Annotated in this window: 14 protein-coding genes; 9 read left to right on the forward strand and 5 right to left on the reverse strand. The window is 43.2% G+C overall.

Translation table 11 applies throughout. From position 1 onward, the window contains the following. Positions 1–25: 25 nt before the first annotated feature. Complete coding sequence (locus tag MN200_RS02040) at positions 26–1,867, reverse strand: monovalent cation:proton antiporter-2 (CPA2) family protein (protein WP_242759997.1); 1,842 nt, start codon at positions 1,865–1,867, stop codon at positions 26–28. Between the two features lie 82 nt (positions 1,868–1,949). Then, on the reverse strand, positions 1,950–4,172 hold the full coding sequence (locus tag MN200_RS02045; protein WP_242759999.1) for a primosomal protein N': 2,223 nt from the start codon (positions 4,170–4,172) through the stop codon (positions 1,950–1,952). A 152-nt stretch (positions 4,173–4,324) separates the two neighbouring features. Here MN200_RS02045 and gspF point away from each other — a divergent pair, with 152 nt between their 5' ends. From gspF to MN200_RS02065, 4 genes are all read left to right on the forward strand, one after another. Continuing rightward, positions 4,325–5,530 (forward strand): type II secretion system inner membrane protein GspF, encoded by a 1,206-nt coding sequence (gspF, locus tag MN200_RS02050; protein ID WP_058868820.1) that lies wholly within the window; start codon positions 4,325–4,327, stop codon positions 5,528–5,530. A 33-nt stretch (positions 5,531–5,563) separates the two neighbouring features. Continuing rightward, positions 5,564–6,001 carry a type II secretion system major pseudopilin GspG gene (gene gspG, locus MN200_RS02055; protein ID WP_058868821.1) on the forward strand — a complete coding sequence of 146 codons (438 nt, stop codon included), beginning with the start codon at positions 5,564–5,566 and terminating at the stop codon, positions 5,999–6,001. A 283-nt stretch (positions 6,002–6,284) separates the two neighbouring features. Continuing rightward, the gene (locus MN200_RS02060) at positions 6,285–6,620 is read left to right on the forward strand and encodes a hypothetical protein (protein WP_058868822.1); all 336 of its coding nucleotides are present in this window, start codon (positions 6,285–6,287) and stop codon (positions 6,618–6,620) included. A 161-nt stretch (positions 6,621–6,781) separates the two neighbouring features. Beyond that, the gene (locus MN200_RS02065) at positions 6,782–7,120 is read left to right on the forward strand and encodes a tRNA-binding protein (protein WP_058868823.1); all 339 of its coding nucleotides are present in this window, start codon (positions 6,782–6,784) and stop codon (positions 7,118–7,120) included. 66 nt (positions 7,121–7,186) lie between these two features. Here MN200_RS02065 and lnt read toward each other — a convergent pair whose 3' ends face one another. Next, positions 7,187–8,746 (reverse strand): apolipoprotein N-acyltransferase, encoded by a 1,560-nt coding sequence (lnt, locus tag MN200_RS02070; RefSeq protein WP_131229892.1) that lies wholly within the window; start codon positions 8,744–8,746, stop codon positions 7,187–7,189. After that, entirely contained in the window at positions 8,743–9,582 is an 840-nt protein-coding gene (locus MN200_RS02075; protein ID WP_004978829.1) for a CBS domain-containing protein, read from the reverse strand. Before MN200_RS02075 ends, lnt begins: the two co-directional genes overlap by 4 nt. Positions 9,583–9,795: 213 nt before the next feature. On the opposite strand from MN200_RS02075, the gene tusA reads away from it, so the two are divergent. Together tusA and MN200_RS02085 are read left to right on the forward strand one after the other, a co-directional pair. After that, positions 9,796–10,053: a sulfurtransferase TusA gene (gene tusA / locus MN200_RS02080; protein WP_004692640.1), complete on the forward strand. Its 258-nt coding sequence runs from the start codon at positions 9,796–9,798 to the stop codon at positions 10,051–10,053. A gap of 72 nt (positions 10,054–10,125) precedes the next feature. Next, on the forward strand, positions 10,126–10,653 hold the full coding sequence (locus tag MN200_RS02085; protein ID WP_242760001.1) for a hypothetical protein: 528 nt from the start codon (positions 10,126–10,128) through the stop codon (positions 10,651–10,653). A gap of 152 nt (positions 10,654–10,805) precedes the next feature. Here MN200_RS02085 and MN200_RS02090 read toward each other — a convergent pair whose 3' ends face one another. Next, positions 10,806–12,518, reverse strand: a complete 1,713-nt coding sequence (locus tag MN200_RS02090) for an electron transfer flavoprotein-ubiquinone oxidoreductase (RefSeq protein ID WP_242760003.1) — start codon at positions 12,516–12,518, stop codon at positions 10,806–10,808. Between the two features lie 191 nt (positions 12,519–12,709). Between MN200_RS02090 and MN200_RS02095 the strand changes: the two genes are divergently transcribed. From MN200_RS02095 to MN200_RS02105, 3 genes are all read left to right on the forward strand, one after another. Further along, a complete protein-coding gene (locus tag MN200_RS02095) occupies positions 12,710–13,321 on the forward strand; it encodes a DUF1285 domain-containing protein (protein WP_058868828.1) in 612 nt (203 codons plus the stop codon). A gap of 47 nt (positions 13,322–13,368) precedes the next feature. Continuing rightward, a complete protein-coding gene (murI, locus tag MN200_RS02100; RefSeq protein WP_058868829.1) occupies positions 13,369–14,238 on the forward strand; it encodes a glutamate racemase in 870 nt (289 codons plus the stop codon). A 131-nt stretch (positions 14,239–14,369) separates the two neighbouring features. After that, entirely contained in the window at positions 14,370–15,395 is a 1,026-nt protein-coding gene (locus MN200_RS02105; RefSeq protein ID WP_004692624.1) for a DUF4062 domain-containing protein, read from the forward strand. The last annotated feature ends 18 nt before the right edge of the window (positions 15,396–15,413 follow it).

The following is a 15,413-nucleotide window of genomic DNA, read 5'->3' on the forward strand; positions in this document are numbered from 1 at the left end:
TGGTGACGATATTGTAAAACACAAGTCATTTTACTTCATCCCGTGTGACATCTATTCGGTCATGTTGTAACTCGCGTTGTAGGTCAACGCCAACAGGACTTTGACGGAGCTGCGTATCACTTTCAAATAAGTGTTCTAATTCGGCTAGAGCATTACGATGTGTTTCATACACTTTCTGTTCGTCGTTATAAATACTTTGCTGCTGTGCGAGCAGTTTTTCATCATAATCTCGAAATAACTCAATGCTCTTATAAGCATCTTGTTCTGCAATTCCGAGATTACGCAGGGCAAAATAGGCCATCCCTAAAGACGATAAATAGGTTTCACGCCAAATATGTTCCACTCCTAAGTCACGTAACAAATGCACATGATGTCGATCACGGGCACGGACCAGCAAGTTTAAATCTGGATAATTGAGTCGGATATGGCGTGCCACATTCATGGAGTCTTCAATATCATCAATGGCTAATACAAACACTTTGGCATGTTCGATACCGGCTGCACGCAGGATATCGGGTTGAGTGGCATCACCATAGTAGAGTTTGCCGCCATAGTTGCGAACGAAATCGACCTTGTCGATATTGCTGTCAATCGCCGTGAAGGTTTGGTGCTGTAAGTGAACTAGTCGTGCCACAATTTGTCCGACACGGCCAAAGCCAGCAATGATCATCGGGTTATGCTGTTCAGGAATCTCATCATAGACAGGTGTAGTTTCTTTCTCGAATAGAGGCACCATCCACGAACTCATCAGCCAGTACAGAATAGGCGTTAGAATCATCGACAATGTCACGATCAAATTGATCGGCTCTAAAATGGCTTGCGTAATCACGTGTTCACTCATGGCAACATTGAGCACCACAAAAGCAAACTCACCGCCTTGTGCCAAACAAGTGGCCAGCATCAAACTATTGCGCCATGAAAACTCGAAGTAGCGAGCGATGGCCGTTAACGCCAGCAGTTTGACCAACATCAGCAATAATGCACCGCCAATAATCAGACTTGGGCTTTCCCACAGGAGCGAAACTTGCGTGCTCATCCCGACGGTCATGAAAAATAGACCGAGAAGTAGACCTTTAAATGGTGCAATACTGGCTTCCAGCTCATGACGGAATTCAGAGTCAGCAAGTAACACCCCAGTTAAAAATGCGCCCAAGGTGGTACTGATACCTAAGACATCCATAAGCGCGACCACGCCTAAGACAATAAACAAACCGACTGCGGTAATCAGTTCATGTGCGCCACTTTTGGCCACAAAGCGGAAAAAAGGGCGCATGAGATAACGGCTAAATAAAAACAAGCCTGTAAAGGTAGCAACAATCGCTGCAAAGTAGGCCACGCCATGATGGGTTGAGTTTGTTCCCGCAAGCAGGGGGATAATCGCAATCAGCGGAATCGCGGCAATATCTTGAAAGAGTAAAATGGAAAAGGACTGCTGACCAAAAGTGGTATTGAGCTGCTGTTTTTCGCTGAGCAGTTGCAACACAAATGCGGTGGAGGAGAGGGCAAGGGCAAAACCAATCACAACACTGGCCGCAATCTGCTGTTGCAGGGCAAAAAAGACGATGCACGCCAGTAGCACGCCGCAGAGCGTTACTTGTAAACTGCCCATCACAAAAATGGATTTACGCATTTCCCATAAACGTTGTGGGCGAAGTTCTAGTCCAATAATGAACATCAAGAAAATCACGCCGTACTCAGCGAGTTTATGAATGTCTTCAGGGTCATGGACGACATTTAATACACTGGGACCGAGTAAGATGCCTGTAAATAAATAGCCGAGTAGCGTGGCAATCCCCAGCCGTTTGGCCAACGGAACGATCATCAGTGCCGCAGCCAAAAAGAGGGTGATTTGAAGCAGTAGAGACATTGCCCTGTCCTAAATTTTTTTCTTTATGTTGGAAGTTTAAGGGAGAACGCGACTCAGGTCTAAACCTTATTCACGTCGAGCCTTAACTTAACTCTTGTGGATCAATATCAAGGCTCAATTTCATGCCATGCGGTTTGTTATGCCAGACATTTTGCCACCACTGACGAATGTAAAAATGCATCCGCGCCCGATCTTTGGACAGTAATACCATATGCGCTTGATAGCGGCCTGCTTTACGTTCCATCGGCGCAGGAATGGGCCCCCAAATATCAATACTGTTTTCTGAGGCTTGGCGCAGTACTTGTACATGCTCTTGTAAAAAGCTTTGGTTCAGTTCTTGGTCTTTGGATTCACAGCGCAATAAAGCCGCATAGCGATAAGGTGGCATCCATGCAGCTTTACGCTCTTTCAACGTTTGCTTGGCAAAGCTGCGATAGCCCGACTCCAACAGGGTATTCAGCAAAGGGTGGTCTGGACGTAAAGTTTGTAAATAGACCTCGCCTTTTTTCTCGCCGCGCCCTGCACGTCCCGCGACTTGGATGATGAGTTGTGCGGTACGTTCTGTGGCACGAAAGTCTACACTGAGTAAGCCCGAGTCGATGTCTAAAATTGCCACCAAAGTCACATAAGGAAAGTGATGTCCTTTGGCCAGCATTTGGGTGCCGAGCAAAATGATGGGTTCACTTTTCTGAATTTTGTTATAGATTTTTTGCCAGCTGCCGACTCGACTGGTCGAGTCACGATCCACCCGAATTACTTCAAAGTTGGGGAACAGTTCTTGTAGGTTTTCTTCAACTTTTGCGGTGCCTAAACCAATTGGTTTTAGTTCGCTATGCTGACATTGCGGGCAGTGTTCAGGCATGCGGTGAATGGTGCCGCAGTGGTGACAGTGCAAATGCTGGTAGGGCTGTCGATGTACGGTAAAATTGGCATCGCAGTGGGGGCACTTGGCCTGCCAGCCACAACTTTCACAAATCAACACAGGCGCATAGCCACGACGATTTAAGAAAATCAGCACCTGTTCTTTTTTGTCTAAGCGCTTTTGTACTTCATGAATCAGCTGTTGGCTGATGCCATTTTGTTTTTGTGCTACTTTCAGATCGATCACATGCATTTTCGGCATCACGGCCACACCTGCACGTTGGTCCAACTCCAAACGGGTCATTTTACCTTGTTCAACCAGTGCATAACTGTCGATACTTGGCGTTGCCGAACCGAGGATAATCGGACAGTTTTCTAAGTGTGCACGGTATAAAGCCACATCACGAGCATGGTAACGGAAGCCCTCTTGTTGCTTGAAAGATAAGTCATGCTCTTCATCTAAGACAATCAAACCCAGATGCGGAAGAGGGGTATAGATGGCAGAACGTGTGCCAATCACAATCGAAGCTTTGCCCGTTTGTGCGCTTTGCCAGGCTTGCAGGCGCTTAGAATCATTTAAACCTGAATGTAGTAGCGCAATATGACAGTGAAAACGTGACTGAAAACGGCTCACTGTTTGTGGGGTGAGGCCAATTTCAGGCACTAATACCAAGACTTGTTTGCCTTGTTTTAAAACCTCTTGCATGACTTGTAAATAGACTTCAGTTTTGCCACTACCGGTTAAACCATCCAGTAAGAAAGCATGGTAGCTATGACGAGCTTTGAGAATGTTTTGAATGGCACGCTTTTGTTCATCATTGGGCGTGAGGGGCATTTGCGCCAGTGTCATGGCTTGCGGTTTAAAGTCTTGGGCTTCAAGTATGCACTGGGTGATTTGCTTTTTTTCTAAGGCCTTTAAGGTCGCAGTTTCAATGCCAGCCAAATTTAGAATGTTTTCAGACGTTCCGGTGGGATGCAGCTTTAAAATTTTATAGGCATCTTGTTGTTTTTCAGAACGCTTTAATTTGTCTTCGGCATGATCATCAATCAGCTTCCACATCCGCGCCAGTAGATTATAAGGTTTGCCTTGGCGTAAAAAGCTGGGTAAAGCGGCATGCATCACTTCACCAATCGGAAATTGGTAATATTGCGCTGACCATGTCAATAAACTTAAAACTTTAGCATCTAGAATAGCGTTGTCATCGAGCAACTCAGTTATGGCTTTAAGTTTAAAGCCTAAATCGAGTGGTTTCTCATCAGTGAGTTTCTCAACAATGACACCGACCACATTTTGGCGACCAAATGAGACAGCCACACGTGCACCCACTTCAGCTTGGTGGTATTGTTCAGCCGTTAAACTATAGTCAAAACAGTCATATAGATAAACGGGAACAGCCACACGAATACGGTAGCTTTGTGTGGTGGAAAGTGTATTTTCTGGCATAAAAAGCTCAAACTGTCCTGATGAAATTGTCGTTGTGCGATGAATGAGTTGTGTTAGAGTGATGACATAATTTATAACTTAGAATATGAATGATTTTGGTGCCGACATGCAACAGCGCCAAATGACTAAATGGACAATTAGAAAGCGTAAACATGCCAGCATATCAATTTACCGCACTCGATGCCGCAGGAAAGCAGCAAAAAGGCGTGCTCGAAGGGGATTCAGCACGTCAAATTCGGCAACAACTTCGTGATAAAGCGCTGATTCCAGTCTCGGTTGATCCTGTTGAACAAAAAGATAAGCACAGCAGTAAAACATGGTTTCAAAAACAAATTACCGCCTATGATTTGGCCTTATTGACACGTCAACTTTCTGTACTTGTGGCGGCGGCCATTCCGTTGGAAGAAGCCATTCGCGCGGTTGGAAAGCAGTCAGAAAAAACACATGTACAAAATCTATTGATGTCAGTGCGCTCTAAAGTATTGGAAGGTCATTCATTGGCGCAAGGCTTACAGCAATCTGGACGTTTTCCAGAGTTGTACATTGCTACGATTGCCGCTGGCGAGCGCTCAGGGCATTTAGACTTAATTTTAGATCAGCTGGCAGATTACACCGAAAATCGCTTTGCGATGCAAAAAAAAATCCAAGGCGCGATGATTTACCCGATTATTTTAATGCTGATGTCTTTTGCCATCGTGATGGGGCTTATGACTTATGTAGTGCCTGACATTGTCAAAACCTTTGACCAAAGCAAAGATGCCTTGCCATGGATTACCGTTGCCTTGATGAAAGCCAGCGATTTTATTCGAGTGGCATGGCCATTTTTATTGGTGGGCAGTGTACTAGGCATCGGCTTATTACTGCGATTTTTAAGAACCACAGCAGGGCATTATGCCTTTGATCGTTTAACGCTCAAACTGCCATTATTCGGTAAACTTTCACGTGGTATAAATGCCGCACGCTTTGCCAGTACCTTATCGATTTTGACCCAGTCAGGTGTGCCCTTGGTGGATGCGTTAAAAATTGGCGCGGCGGTGAGTAATAACTGGGTGATTCGCGATGCGGTCAATCATGCGGCAGAAAAAGTGACTGAAGGTGGAAACCTTGCGACCCAGCTGGAGCGCAGTGGTTATTTCCCACCGATGATGGTACAAATGATTAAAAGTGGTGAAACGTCGGGTGAATTGGATCGGATGTTGGAGCGCGCATCGACCATGCAAGACCGAGAGGTGACAACGCTCATATCGACCTTGCTGGCTTTACTTGAGCCACTGATGTTGGTTCTGATGGCAAGCATTGTCTTGGTGATTGTGATCGCTGTGATGCTGCCGATCGTCAACATGAACAACATGATTTAATTTTAAAAATATAAGATGGAAGAGAAAATTCACATGCAATCAAAAATCTATAGACGCCAAGCTTCAGGCTTTACCTTAATTGAAGTCATGGTGGTGATTGTTATTTTAGGTGTGTTGGCAGCCTTAATTGTACCTAATGTGATGGGACGCGGTGAAAAAGCCAAAGTGGACACCACTGTCATTACCCTTAAAGGTGTTGCTGCGGCATTGGATCAATATAAATTGGACAATGATAAATACCCTTCGATGCAAGAGGGTGGACTTGATGCTTTGGTGAATAAGCCTGAGTCTGCAAAAAATTGGTTACCAGGCGGTTATGTGAAAGGTGGATATCCGAAAGACAGTTGGGATAATGACATTCAATATGTTGCACCTGGGACTGATGGACGACCATTTGATTTATATTCTTTTGGAGCAGATGGACAGCAAGGTGGTGAAGAAACCGATGCTGATATTCAGTATCAACCTTAATTGAGAATTATTATATATTGGGTTTAATTGAATATATCATTACAGTGCATAAGTTATGTCAATGTGGACTGTAATGATAATATATCTTAATTTAAAACTAATATCTAAGACTATGATTTTAATATATTAAATATAATAAGCATCAGCTGAGATTTATAATAAGAATTATTCCCATATTTATTGATTACAAATAATGTAAATTATGGATAAAAATAGGCTTTTTATTTATTTAAATCCTTGCATAATGTTCTCAATGGCAACTGATTTGCCTGAGGAGAATAGAATGAAAGCATTAACCTTGTTGGATGAAATGAGCCAATTCCATTGGTCGATGCTCAAATCTGTTCTTTTGATTTTGGGTATGCTTCCTGTTGCTCAAGGTGTTTTAAGTGTGTGGCAGTCGACTGAAGGCAGCAGCCAAATTGTGGTGGGTTTCTTTGCAATCAGTCTGTTCAGCACATGGGCGGTTTTGAGCTTTTGGTCTGCGTTAAAAGCAACCGTACTCACACTCGATCAAGTACAGATTACAGCATTAGAACAAAAAGTGGTCATGTTCTACCGTTATACCCCGATGCTTTTTTTAGCCGGTATGGTGTCCTATTTGGTCAGTCAAATTTAATACTGACATTCATAGTTGTGATAAAAAAACCGAGCACATACGCTCGGTTTTTTATTGCGTCATGAAGAATGGCGGAAAGATAGGATCGCTTGTCTGTTTCGTTGTATATGATGCTAGTGTTCGCTCCCTATACTGTAGAAAATATAAATATAGAGTGAAATATGGAACAGATTGATTGGGTAGATTTTTTAAAAGCCGAGCTCCGAGTCGGGCGTATTATTCAGGCCGAAGTCTTTGAGCAAGCACGTAAGCCCGCTTATATTTTACATGTCGATTTTGGCCATGAAATTGGCATTAAGAAATCGAGTGCGCAGATTACTGAGCGTTATCAACCTGAACTGTTATTGGGTAAATTGGTGGTGGCAGTGGTTAACTTTCCAAATAAACAAATTGGTCCTATCCAGTCTGAGTGCTTAGTGACTGGCTTTCATGATTCAGACGCAGGCGTGGTGCTGTGTGTACCCGATACTGAGGTTCCTGTAGGTACCAAACTACTATAACTGAAAAAGAAAAACCCAAGCGGAGCTTGGGTTTTTCTTTGGAAAAGTCTGATTTAATAATAGCAACTATCGACGAGACTTAAACGATACATCGACTTTACGTGGACGATAGATCCAACCCAAGATCAGTAAAAAGACTGAAAAACCTAAAATTGGCCAGTCACTTAAACGGGTGTACAGCGTTTGGCCTTGCATAGCAGGTAGTTCGCCGCGAAGCACGGTTGCCACATCTTGCGGAGCACGTTTTACGATATGCCCTTGATGGTCAATAAATGCGGTTACGCCTGTATTGGTGGCACGGATAAACCAGCGTCCATTTTCTTTGGCACGCATTTGTACCATCTGTAAATGCTGTAAAGGGCCTGCAGTTCCCGTAAACCATGCATCGTTGGAAACTGTCACCAAGAAATCACTTTGGCTGGCATTACGACGCGTCAAGTTCGGATAAGCCACTTCATAGCAAATGGCCGCGCCTAAATGCTGCTGATGAATAGAAAGCGGTTGTTGCTGTTGTTCGCCACGTGAAAAACCACTCATCGACGGATCATTCTGCATGGCAGGCAACACCCATTTCAGTAAACCGGATAGTGGAATATATTCACCAAAAGGCACTAAACGTTGCTTTTTATAGAGTCCTTCGGCTTCAGCACCATTGGCCATAATGCTGTTGTAGTACAGTGGTCGACCTGCCGCTTCAGAGCCTGAAATATCCCAGTATGGAATACCGGTGACCCACGCCGTGTTGGTTTTCTTGGCCTGTGCTGTCATTGCAGCTAAAAAGGGTTCGATATCACTTTGGAACATGGGAATAGAGGATTCAGGCCAAACAATGAGGTCTCGTCCCCATTCTGTTTTGGTTAAATCAGCATAGATTCTAAGTGTTTTTAGTTGATACTCAGTGAGCCATTTTAAGTCTTGTGGGATATTGCCTTGAATTAAAGAAACCGATAATGGCTGCGTATTTTTTGCGGAGACGAATTCAATTTTTGATGCGCCCCATGCACCAAGTACCAATAAGGCAGAAGGAATGACCCAAAAGACGCGGCGGTTTAAAATTTCGACCAGTGTGCAGGCCAACACCAAGACTACAAACGACACCCCGAAGATACCAAATAATGGCGCATACCCATCCAGTAAACGTTCGGTAAAGGCATAGCCTGCAAACAACCATGGGAAGCCTGTGAAAACCCAGGTTTTCGACCATTCAAAAAGCACCCAAAGCGGAGCGAAGGTTAGTGGCGTTTCAGGGAAAAAACGGCGGTAAATAAAGCTTTGGACAGCCGTGAATAAGCCCATGACCAAGGCCATAATGCCGATCATACCGACACTTAAAGCACTGTTGGTATCGCCATAGACATGGATGGAAGTGTAGAGCCAAAAAGCCCCCACGAACCATAGGCCAAAACCATAGGCCCAACCAATGCCAAAGGCCTGCTTTGCACTGCGTTTACGTAAAGTGGCATAGAGCAGTGCAGGGGATAAGATTGCCAACCACCAATAATGATAAGGGGCGAGTGCAAAACTAAAGACAGCCCCTGAAAATAAGGCAATTAGAAGCGGATAAATTAAAGGTAACTGCTTTTGTTGTGGATTGGGGGTTAACAGTTTGTCAAAGTAAGCTCTCATTTACGAACGGCTCGAATCAGATGAATAGAACGTGCATCTGCTTCTACAATGGTAAATTCCCAATTTTCAAGATCAATGACCTGACCTTGTAAATCACTCACTAAACCAATTTCTTGAAGCAATAAACCGCCCACAGTTTCAACCTCATCATCAGAAAAGTCTGCATCTAAAAGATTGTTAAAGTGTTCGATTGGTGTAAGTGCTTGAACCAGCCACGTATTTGCGGTCGTAGGGTCATTGTCGGGAATAATATATTCCGCTTCTTCATCGATCTTGTCGTGTTCATCTTCAATTTCACCGACAATTTCTTCCAAAATATCTTCTAACGTCACTAAACCTGAGGTCGTGCCATATTCATCAATCACCACCGCAATGTGCGTTTGGGTATTTTTCAACATGCGAAGCACTTGGTCTGAGCGTGCGCTTTCAGGTACATATAAAGGTTGACGCATTAGCGCACGTATATCCACTTTATTGTTTGGTTCAGTCAAAAAAGGCAATAAGTCTTTGGCCAATAAAATGCCCACGACATTGTCTGGTTGATCTGATGAAAAGACAGGGAAACGCGAATGTGCCGACTCAACCAGAGTATGCAAAATATCGAGTAACTCATCATCTTCTTGTAGGCTGATCATCGATGTACGCGGTGTCATGACCTCGCGGACTTTGGTTGCTGGAAGGTCTAATACGCCTTCTAACATCGCAACAGTATCGGGTTCTAAAAAACGACGTGAATCTTGAACTAACTTTAACAGTTCATCGCGAGTTTCTGGCGCGGTACCTAACCATTTGCGTAAGCCACGCATTCCCCACGACGGGCCTGATTCCTCGTGCATGATCTTTCCTAAAGACTCTTAATATCTAAAAAACTTAATTTTATCATACCGTAGAAAACACAGTTGTCTATTGTAATTAAGCAAGGATTGCATGAATGATTAGATCAATACTTTTAAATACGAGGTTCATCTGCCATCAAGCTATGCAAACAGATATGAGAAATGGGCAGTTGTGTTAAAATTGGCAAGTTTTTAAATTTTTGAGTTTTATATATGTCTGATTTGGAAGTGAGCCCAAGCATCCAATTAAACACCCGTGGTTTACGCTGTCCAGAGCCTGTGATGATGTTGCATCAAGCCATTCGCAAGTCTAAATCGGGAGATGTAGTGGAGGTGTTTGCAACGGACAATTCAACTTCATGGGATATTCCGAAATTTTGTATGCATCTTGGGCATGAACTTTTGCTGCAAGAAGAGCGCTTAGACGAAAATGGCAATAAAGAATTTCATTATTTAGTTAAAAAAGGTTAGGACATTTGTCTTGGCCTTTTAAAATGAGCTTGAGTAAAGAAAAAGAAATTAAGTTCATCCAAGGAAATCAGAGTGAAAAGAATAAATGTGTTCTTATGGACTCATATTTTTGCATTATTTTGTTCAATTTCTTGGGCAAAATCTTGTGAAGTTCCTGTAGGCACGATGAATGTTGCAGGTTTAAAAATTGGACAGCATATTCGTGAATTTCAACAGCATCATCCCACCGCAAAAATGGTTATTTTAGGGGGCGATAATTATCAGTTTGAATTTGCACAAGGTGTAGATACACAAATTAAAAAAGCTGGTGTGAGTTGGGTTCAGCATATTCGTTACGATCCGCATTCTAAAATGATTATTTCATACAGTTTAAGTTTTCTAGATGGGCCGCTTGCGACGTATGAAACGGATTTAGATGTTTTTAAAAGTCGAGTATTAAAACGCTTTCAGGTGGCGCAAAACGGCTGGAAACAAGCTGAAAATAAATATGTCTATCAGTGTGACGATTATCGGATTGAAATTTATCAAGATCATGGGGTTGGGCATACTGCGATAGGGCCAACGGTGATGGTTTTTAGCAAAAAGTCAGATGCCTATTAATTAAAAAAATCCCTTCAGTGCTGAAGGGATTTTTTTAATCTAAAAGCGATTACTTGCTCGGAAATGCGCCTCAGCGCAAGCCCGTTTTAACATTACATGTTCGGGTATGAGACACGGTTAGCAAAGCAACCGCTTTGCCGTGTCGTAAGGAATTACATATTCGGGTAATTCGGACCACCACCACCCTCAGGAGTTACCCAAGTAATGTTCTGAGATGGATCTTTAATATCACACGTTTTACAGTGCACACAGTTAGCCGCGTTAATTTGGAAACGCTTCGAACCATCGTTCTCTTCCATGATTTCATAAACACCAGCAGGGCAGTAGCGCTGAGCTGGCTCGTCCCATTTAGGTAAGTTTACATTTACAGGAATAGAAGCATCAGTCAGTTTCAAGTGTGCTGGCTGATTTTCTTCATGCACAGTATTTGATACAAATACTGAAGATAAACGGTCAAAAGTCAACTTACCATCTGGTTTTGGATAGTTTGGCTTAAATGTTGCCGCATCCGCAGTTTTTAGTGTACTGAAGTCAGGCACTAAGTCATGCAGTGTAAACGGGACTTTAAACACATTTTGATCGATGAAGTTAAATGCACCACCACCGAACGTGCCAAATTTATGCATTGCTGGACCAAAGTTACGAGAACGATATAACTCTTCTTTTAACCAGCTGTTGTTGAATTTGTCTGTGTAAGCGGTTAGCTCTTTTGCAAAGAAGTCTTCACCTTCAAGCACGCGTGCAATGGCAAGATCACCACCTTTTTCAACACCTGCTTGAATCGCTTCGAATACTGCTTCACCACACAACATGCCCGATTTCATGGCCGTGTGAGAGCCTTTAATTTTAGCGAAGTTTAGGAAGCCTGCATCATCGCCAATTAAAGAGCCACCAGGGAAGGTAAACTTCGGTAGTGAATTGAAACCACCTTTCACCACAGCACGTGCGCCATAAGAAATACGCTTACCGCCTTCAAGATACTGTTTAATCAGTGGATGCGTTTTCCAGCGTTGCATTTCTGCAAATGGATACATGTGTGGGTTTTCGTAAGATAAATCTACGATCATACCCAAAGTAACTTGGTTGTTTTCAGCGTGATATAACCACCAACCACCAGAAGAACCGGTTTCAGCTAGAGGCCAACCTGCACCGTGCATCACCAAACCTGGTTTGTGTTTTGCAGGGTCAATTTCCCATAGTTCTTTGATGCCGATACCATAGTGTTGCGGGTCTGCATCTTTATCGAGATCAAACTTGGCAATCAGGCGCTTACCTAAATGACCACGACAGCCTTCCGCAAAAATCGTGTATTTGGCATGTAGTTCATAGCCCGGGGTAAAGTTATGTGTTGGTTCACCATCTTTACCAATCCCCATATCACCGGTTTGGATACCTTTAACCGTACCATCGGCATGATAAAGAATTTCAGACGCAGCAAAACCTGGGAAAATAGAAACTTCTAATTCTTCAGCTTTTTGGCCTAACCAACGCACTACGTTACCAAGTGAAATCACATAGTTGCCATCATTATGCATGGTTTTAGGAACCATCCAGTGCGGCGCTTCTTGTGACTTTTCAGCAGACATTAGGAAATACGTTTTATCTTCAGTTACTGGAACATTTAAAGGCGCGCCTTCTTCTTTCCAGTTAGGGAACAACTCATTGATCGCACGCGGTTCGAGCACAGCACCTGAAAGGATATGCGCACCAACTTCAGAGCCTTTTTCTACGACACAAACGGACAGATCATTAAGGTTGTTTTCAATTGCAAGTTGACGAATTTTAATCGCAGCAGAAAGGCCAGCAGGGCCTGCGCCAACGATGACTACGTCAAACTCCATCGATTCACGTTCGATGTGTTCCATGTAGGACTCCTCATATGGTTAAAGGTGGCAACCGTTTTGACTCAAAGAACGGTGCTGCCATGAGTGTTCTTAGTTCCCAGACACAAAATTTATCATCGTGTCTTTTATATTGTGAGCTAGTATAGGTTTAAACCGAGTTCTAGCCAATTGGCTGAATCATATTATTTTTCCGTCAGACAGGCATGAATTTTATGGATAAGCAGCACAACTCAGCAAATCCGACGAAAAAAGTAGCTATTGCTGATAATAAAAACTTAACCGATATTGCACAATACATAAAAGGTGGACAGTCCGGTCACAAAAGGTCAATCCCCCCTTTAGATCAATGGCACCCAAAGCATTGTGGCACAATGGATTTGAAGGTTTTAGCCAATGGAGAATGGTGGCACGAAGGTCAATTGATCAAACGCCAAGCCATGATTGAGCTGTTTGCAACGGTACTTTGGAAAGAAGAAGATAAGTTTTATCTCAAAACCCCGGTCGAGCAGATTGAAATCGAGGTTGAAGATGAGCCTTTATTTGTCAATCAGGTCGATCAAGTCGAAATTGCAGGAAAAATCTACCTACAACTGACCACGACCACACAGGATGTGGTGATTGTTGATGAAGACCATCCCATTTTTATGCGTGCCTTCCAAGGGGAACTACGTCCTTATGTGCATGTTCGCTTTGGGATTAATGCATTGATTCAGCGTGCTGCTTTTTTTCATTTGGTGGAAATGGGGGAGCTAAGCGACGATGCGGAAGGTCAAGCCAAACTGAGCTTACAAAGTGGTGATTTGCTATTGCAATTAGGCACCTGAGGTTTAAGCTTGATTGATCTTTTAACTTTATACCGCAACGAGTTCTCATGAGTGCCATTCAGCCCTTATTTCCTCTGATCAACCCCATGCCAAAAGCGACAGCCAATGCGCCAATCGGGATATTTGATTCGGGAATAGGCGGCTTATCCATCGCTCAGGAAATTGCCAAGCATTTACCGCATGAACGATTTATTTATTTTGCCGATACCGCACATGTGCCTTATGGGCCGCGCAATGATCAAAATATCCGAGAATTGACTGCACAAGCGATTGAGTGGCTTTACCGTAAAGGCTGTAAGGTTGCAGTTGTGGCCTGTAATACCGCTTCAGCCTTTAGTTTGGATTATTTACGCGAGCACTATGGCGACAATTTTCCGATTATCGGCCTTGTTCCTGCCCTAAAACCTGCGGTATTGCAAAGCAAATCCAAGACTGTGGCTGTTCTAGCGACCCCTGCGACCTTTCGCGGGCAGCTAATTAAAGACGTGGTTGATAAGTTTGCACAGCCTTCGGGAGTCACGGTGATTCCAGTGACCTGCTTAGATTTAGTGCCTTTTGTTGAGAGCGGCGCGCAGATGAGTGCGGCATGTTTAGCCACGTTAAAAGATATTTTACAACCGGTTGTTGATCAGGGTGCAGATTACTTAGTTTTAGGCTGTACCCATTACCCTTTTTTGAAAATAGCGATACAATCTATTTTTGGTCAGAAACTGACATTAATTGACTCTGGACTGGCAGTTGCACGACAAACAGCCCGTATTTTAATCAAAAATGAGTTATTATTTGAACAAAATCATGATGGTGATGTTCGAATTGAATGTTATGTCAGTGGAAATAATGCAGAAAGTTTGAGACCTATCTTACAACTTTTGCTTGAACCAGAACTAAATTGGACTATTTCAAACATATCTGATTAATTTTTAAACAAATAAGTCGAGTATTTTGATATATAGTCAAAAATTGCAACCTAATATGCTTGAGTTAGTCGCAGTGTCTATCTAATGGAATTTGGGGGATGGGACGCTGCGAAGAATAATGAGGATAACCGATGCTCGATAAGCGTTATCAAGTGTTTATAACCACCTCTGGAAGCGAGATGCAGCCAGAGAGGATCATTTTGGCCCAAACTTTAGTGGGCATGGGATTTTTTTCTTGGGGATTAGAACAACGGACACCACTTTCAACGGCTTTTGCACGTCGTCAGATCGATGACTGTGACTATGTCATATTGTTGCTGGGCAGCAAATATGGGGAACAGTCTGTATCGGGTGTGGGCTATATGCATCTCGAATACATTTATGCGGTCACCAAACAAAAGCCGATTATTGTATTTATGCATGATGATCCTGATGCCCGTGAGTTATGTTTACATGACGACAAAGCTGAGCTGCGTGAAAAATTCAAAGAGTTTAGAAAACTACTCCAAAACGAAGTCGATCAGGTTTTCACTTATCGCACCATGCGTGACTTGGAAATGGCCGTTCGCTTGAATATGACGCAAATGCTAGAGCGCTATCCTGTGTCCGGTTGGGTACGTCCGCAGAACACCCAAGTGTTGCATGACGAAATAGATAAACTCAAAGCCAAATTGGTGCAATTGGAAACTGAAGCGGGTAAACGTGAAGTCGATCCATTTTTGTCTTTACCCAAAGTGGCTATGCATGAATTTTTTGCATTTGATTATCGGATGCATGCCTATCAAGATGGCAATTTTAAAGAGCTGAAAATTCAAAAGCAGATGACTTGGGCGCAATTACTCTCGGTTTTGGGGACAACCTTTATTCACCCCACTCCTGAAGAGTATTTCTCCAAACGCATTAATGAATATTTAAACGAAACTGGTTTAAATGATGCACGCTTAGAAATGCCTCGTGCCCATGCTGTTGCGCGCTCACAAATTAATATTCGTGCTTTGCACAGTATCAAAATGCAAATGCGTCAAAATGATTGGATTGTTCAGTCGGGTCGAGATGATCGTCAGCGCATGCTCTGGCAGTTGACTCCGAAGGCGATGAAACTTTTGGAGAGTAATTTATTGGAAAAGGATCGGCCTTTTCAATTTCAATCTTCGTAGTTATCCATTTAGATAATG

The organism is Acinetobacter sp. LUNF3 (assembly GCF_022699605.1).
Classification (GTDB): Bacteria; Pseudomonadota; Gammaproteobacteria; order Pseudomonadales; family Moraxellaceae; genus Acinetobacter; species Acinetobacter johnsonii.

Bases quoted from the DNA above. Each gene is read 5' to 3' on its own strand.
- MN200_RS02040 (WP_242759997.1), bottom strand. From the start codon at position 1,867: ATGTCTCTACTGCTTCAAATCACCCTCTTTTTGGCTGCGGCACTGATG.
- MN200_RS02045 (WP_242759999.1), bottom strand. From the start codon at position 4,172: ATGCCAGAAAATACACTTTCCACCACACAAAGCTACCGTATTCGTGTG.
- gspF (WP_058868820.1), top strand. From the start codon at position 4,325: ATGCCAGCATATCAATTTACCGCACTCGATGCCGCAGGAAAGCAGCAA.
- gspG (WP_058868821.1), top strand. From the start codon at position 5,564: ATGCAATCAAAAATCTATAGACGCCAAGCTTCAGGCTTTACCTTAATT.
- MN200_RS02060 (WP_058868822.1), top strand. From the start codon at position 6,285: ATGAAAGCATTAACCTTGTTGGATGAAATGAGCCAATTCCATTGGTCG.
- MN200_RS02065 (WP_058868823.1), top strand. From the start codon at position 6,782: ATGGAACAGATTGATTGGGTAGATTTTTTAAAAGCCGAGCTCCGAGTC.
- lnt (WP_131229892.1), bottom strand. From the start codon at position 8,746: ATGAGAGCTTACTTTGACAAACTGTTAACCCCCAATCCACAACAAAAG.
- MN200_RS02075 (WP_004978829.1), bottom strand. From the start codon at position 9,582: ATGCACGAGGAATCAGGCCCGTCGTGGGGAATGCGTGGCTTACGCAAA.
- tusA (WP_004692640.1), top strand. From the start codon at position 9,796: ATGTCTGATTTGGAAGTGAGCCCAAGCATCCAATTAAACACCCGTGGT.
- MN200_RS02090 (WP_242760003.1), bottom strand. From the start codon at position 12,518: ATGGAACACATCGAACGTGAATCGATGGAGTTTGACGTAGTCATCGTT.
- MN200_RS02095 (WP_058868828.1), top strand. From the start codon at position 12,710: ATGGATAAGCAGCACAACTCAGCAAATCCGACGAAAAAAGTAGCTATT.
- murI (WP_058868829.1), top strand. From the start codon at position 13,369: ATGAGTGCCATTCAGCCCTTATTTCCTCTGATCAACCCCATGCCAAAA.
- MN200_RS02105 (WP_004692624.1), top strand. From the start codon at position 14,370: ATGCTCGATAAGCGTTATCAAGTGTTTATAACCACCTCTGGAAGCGAG.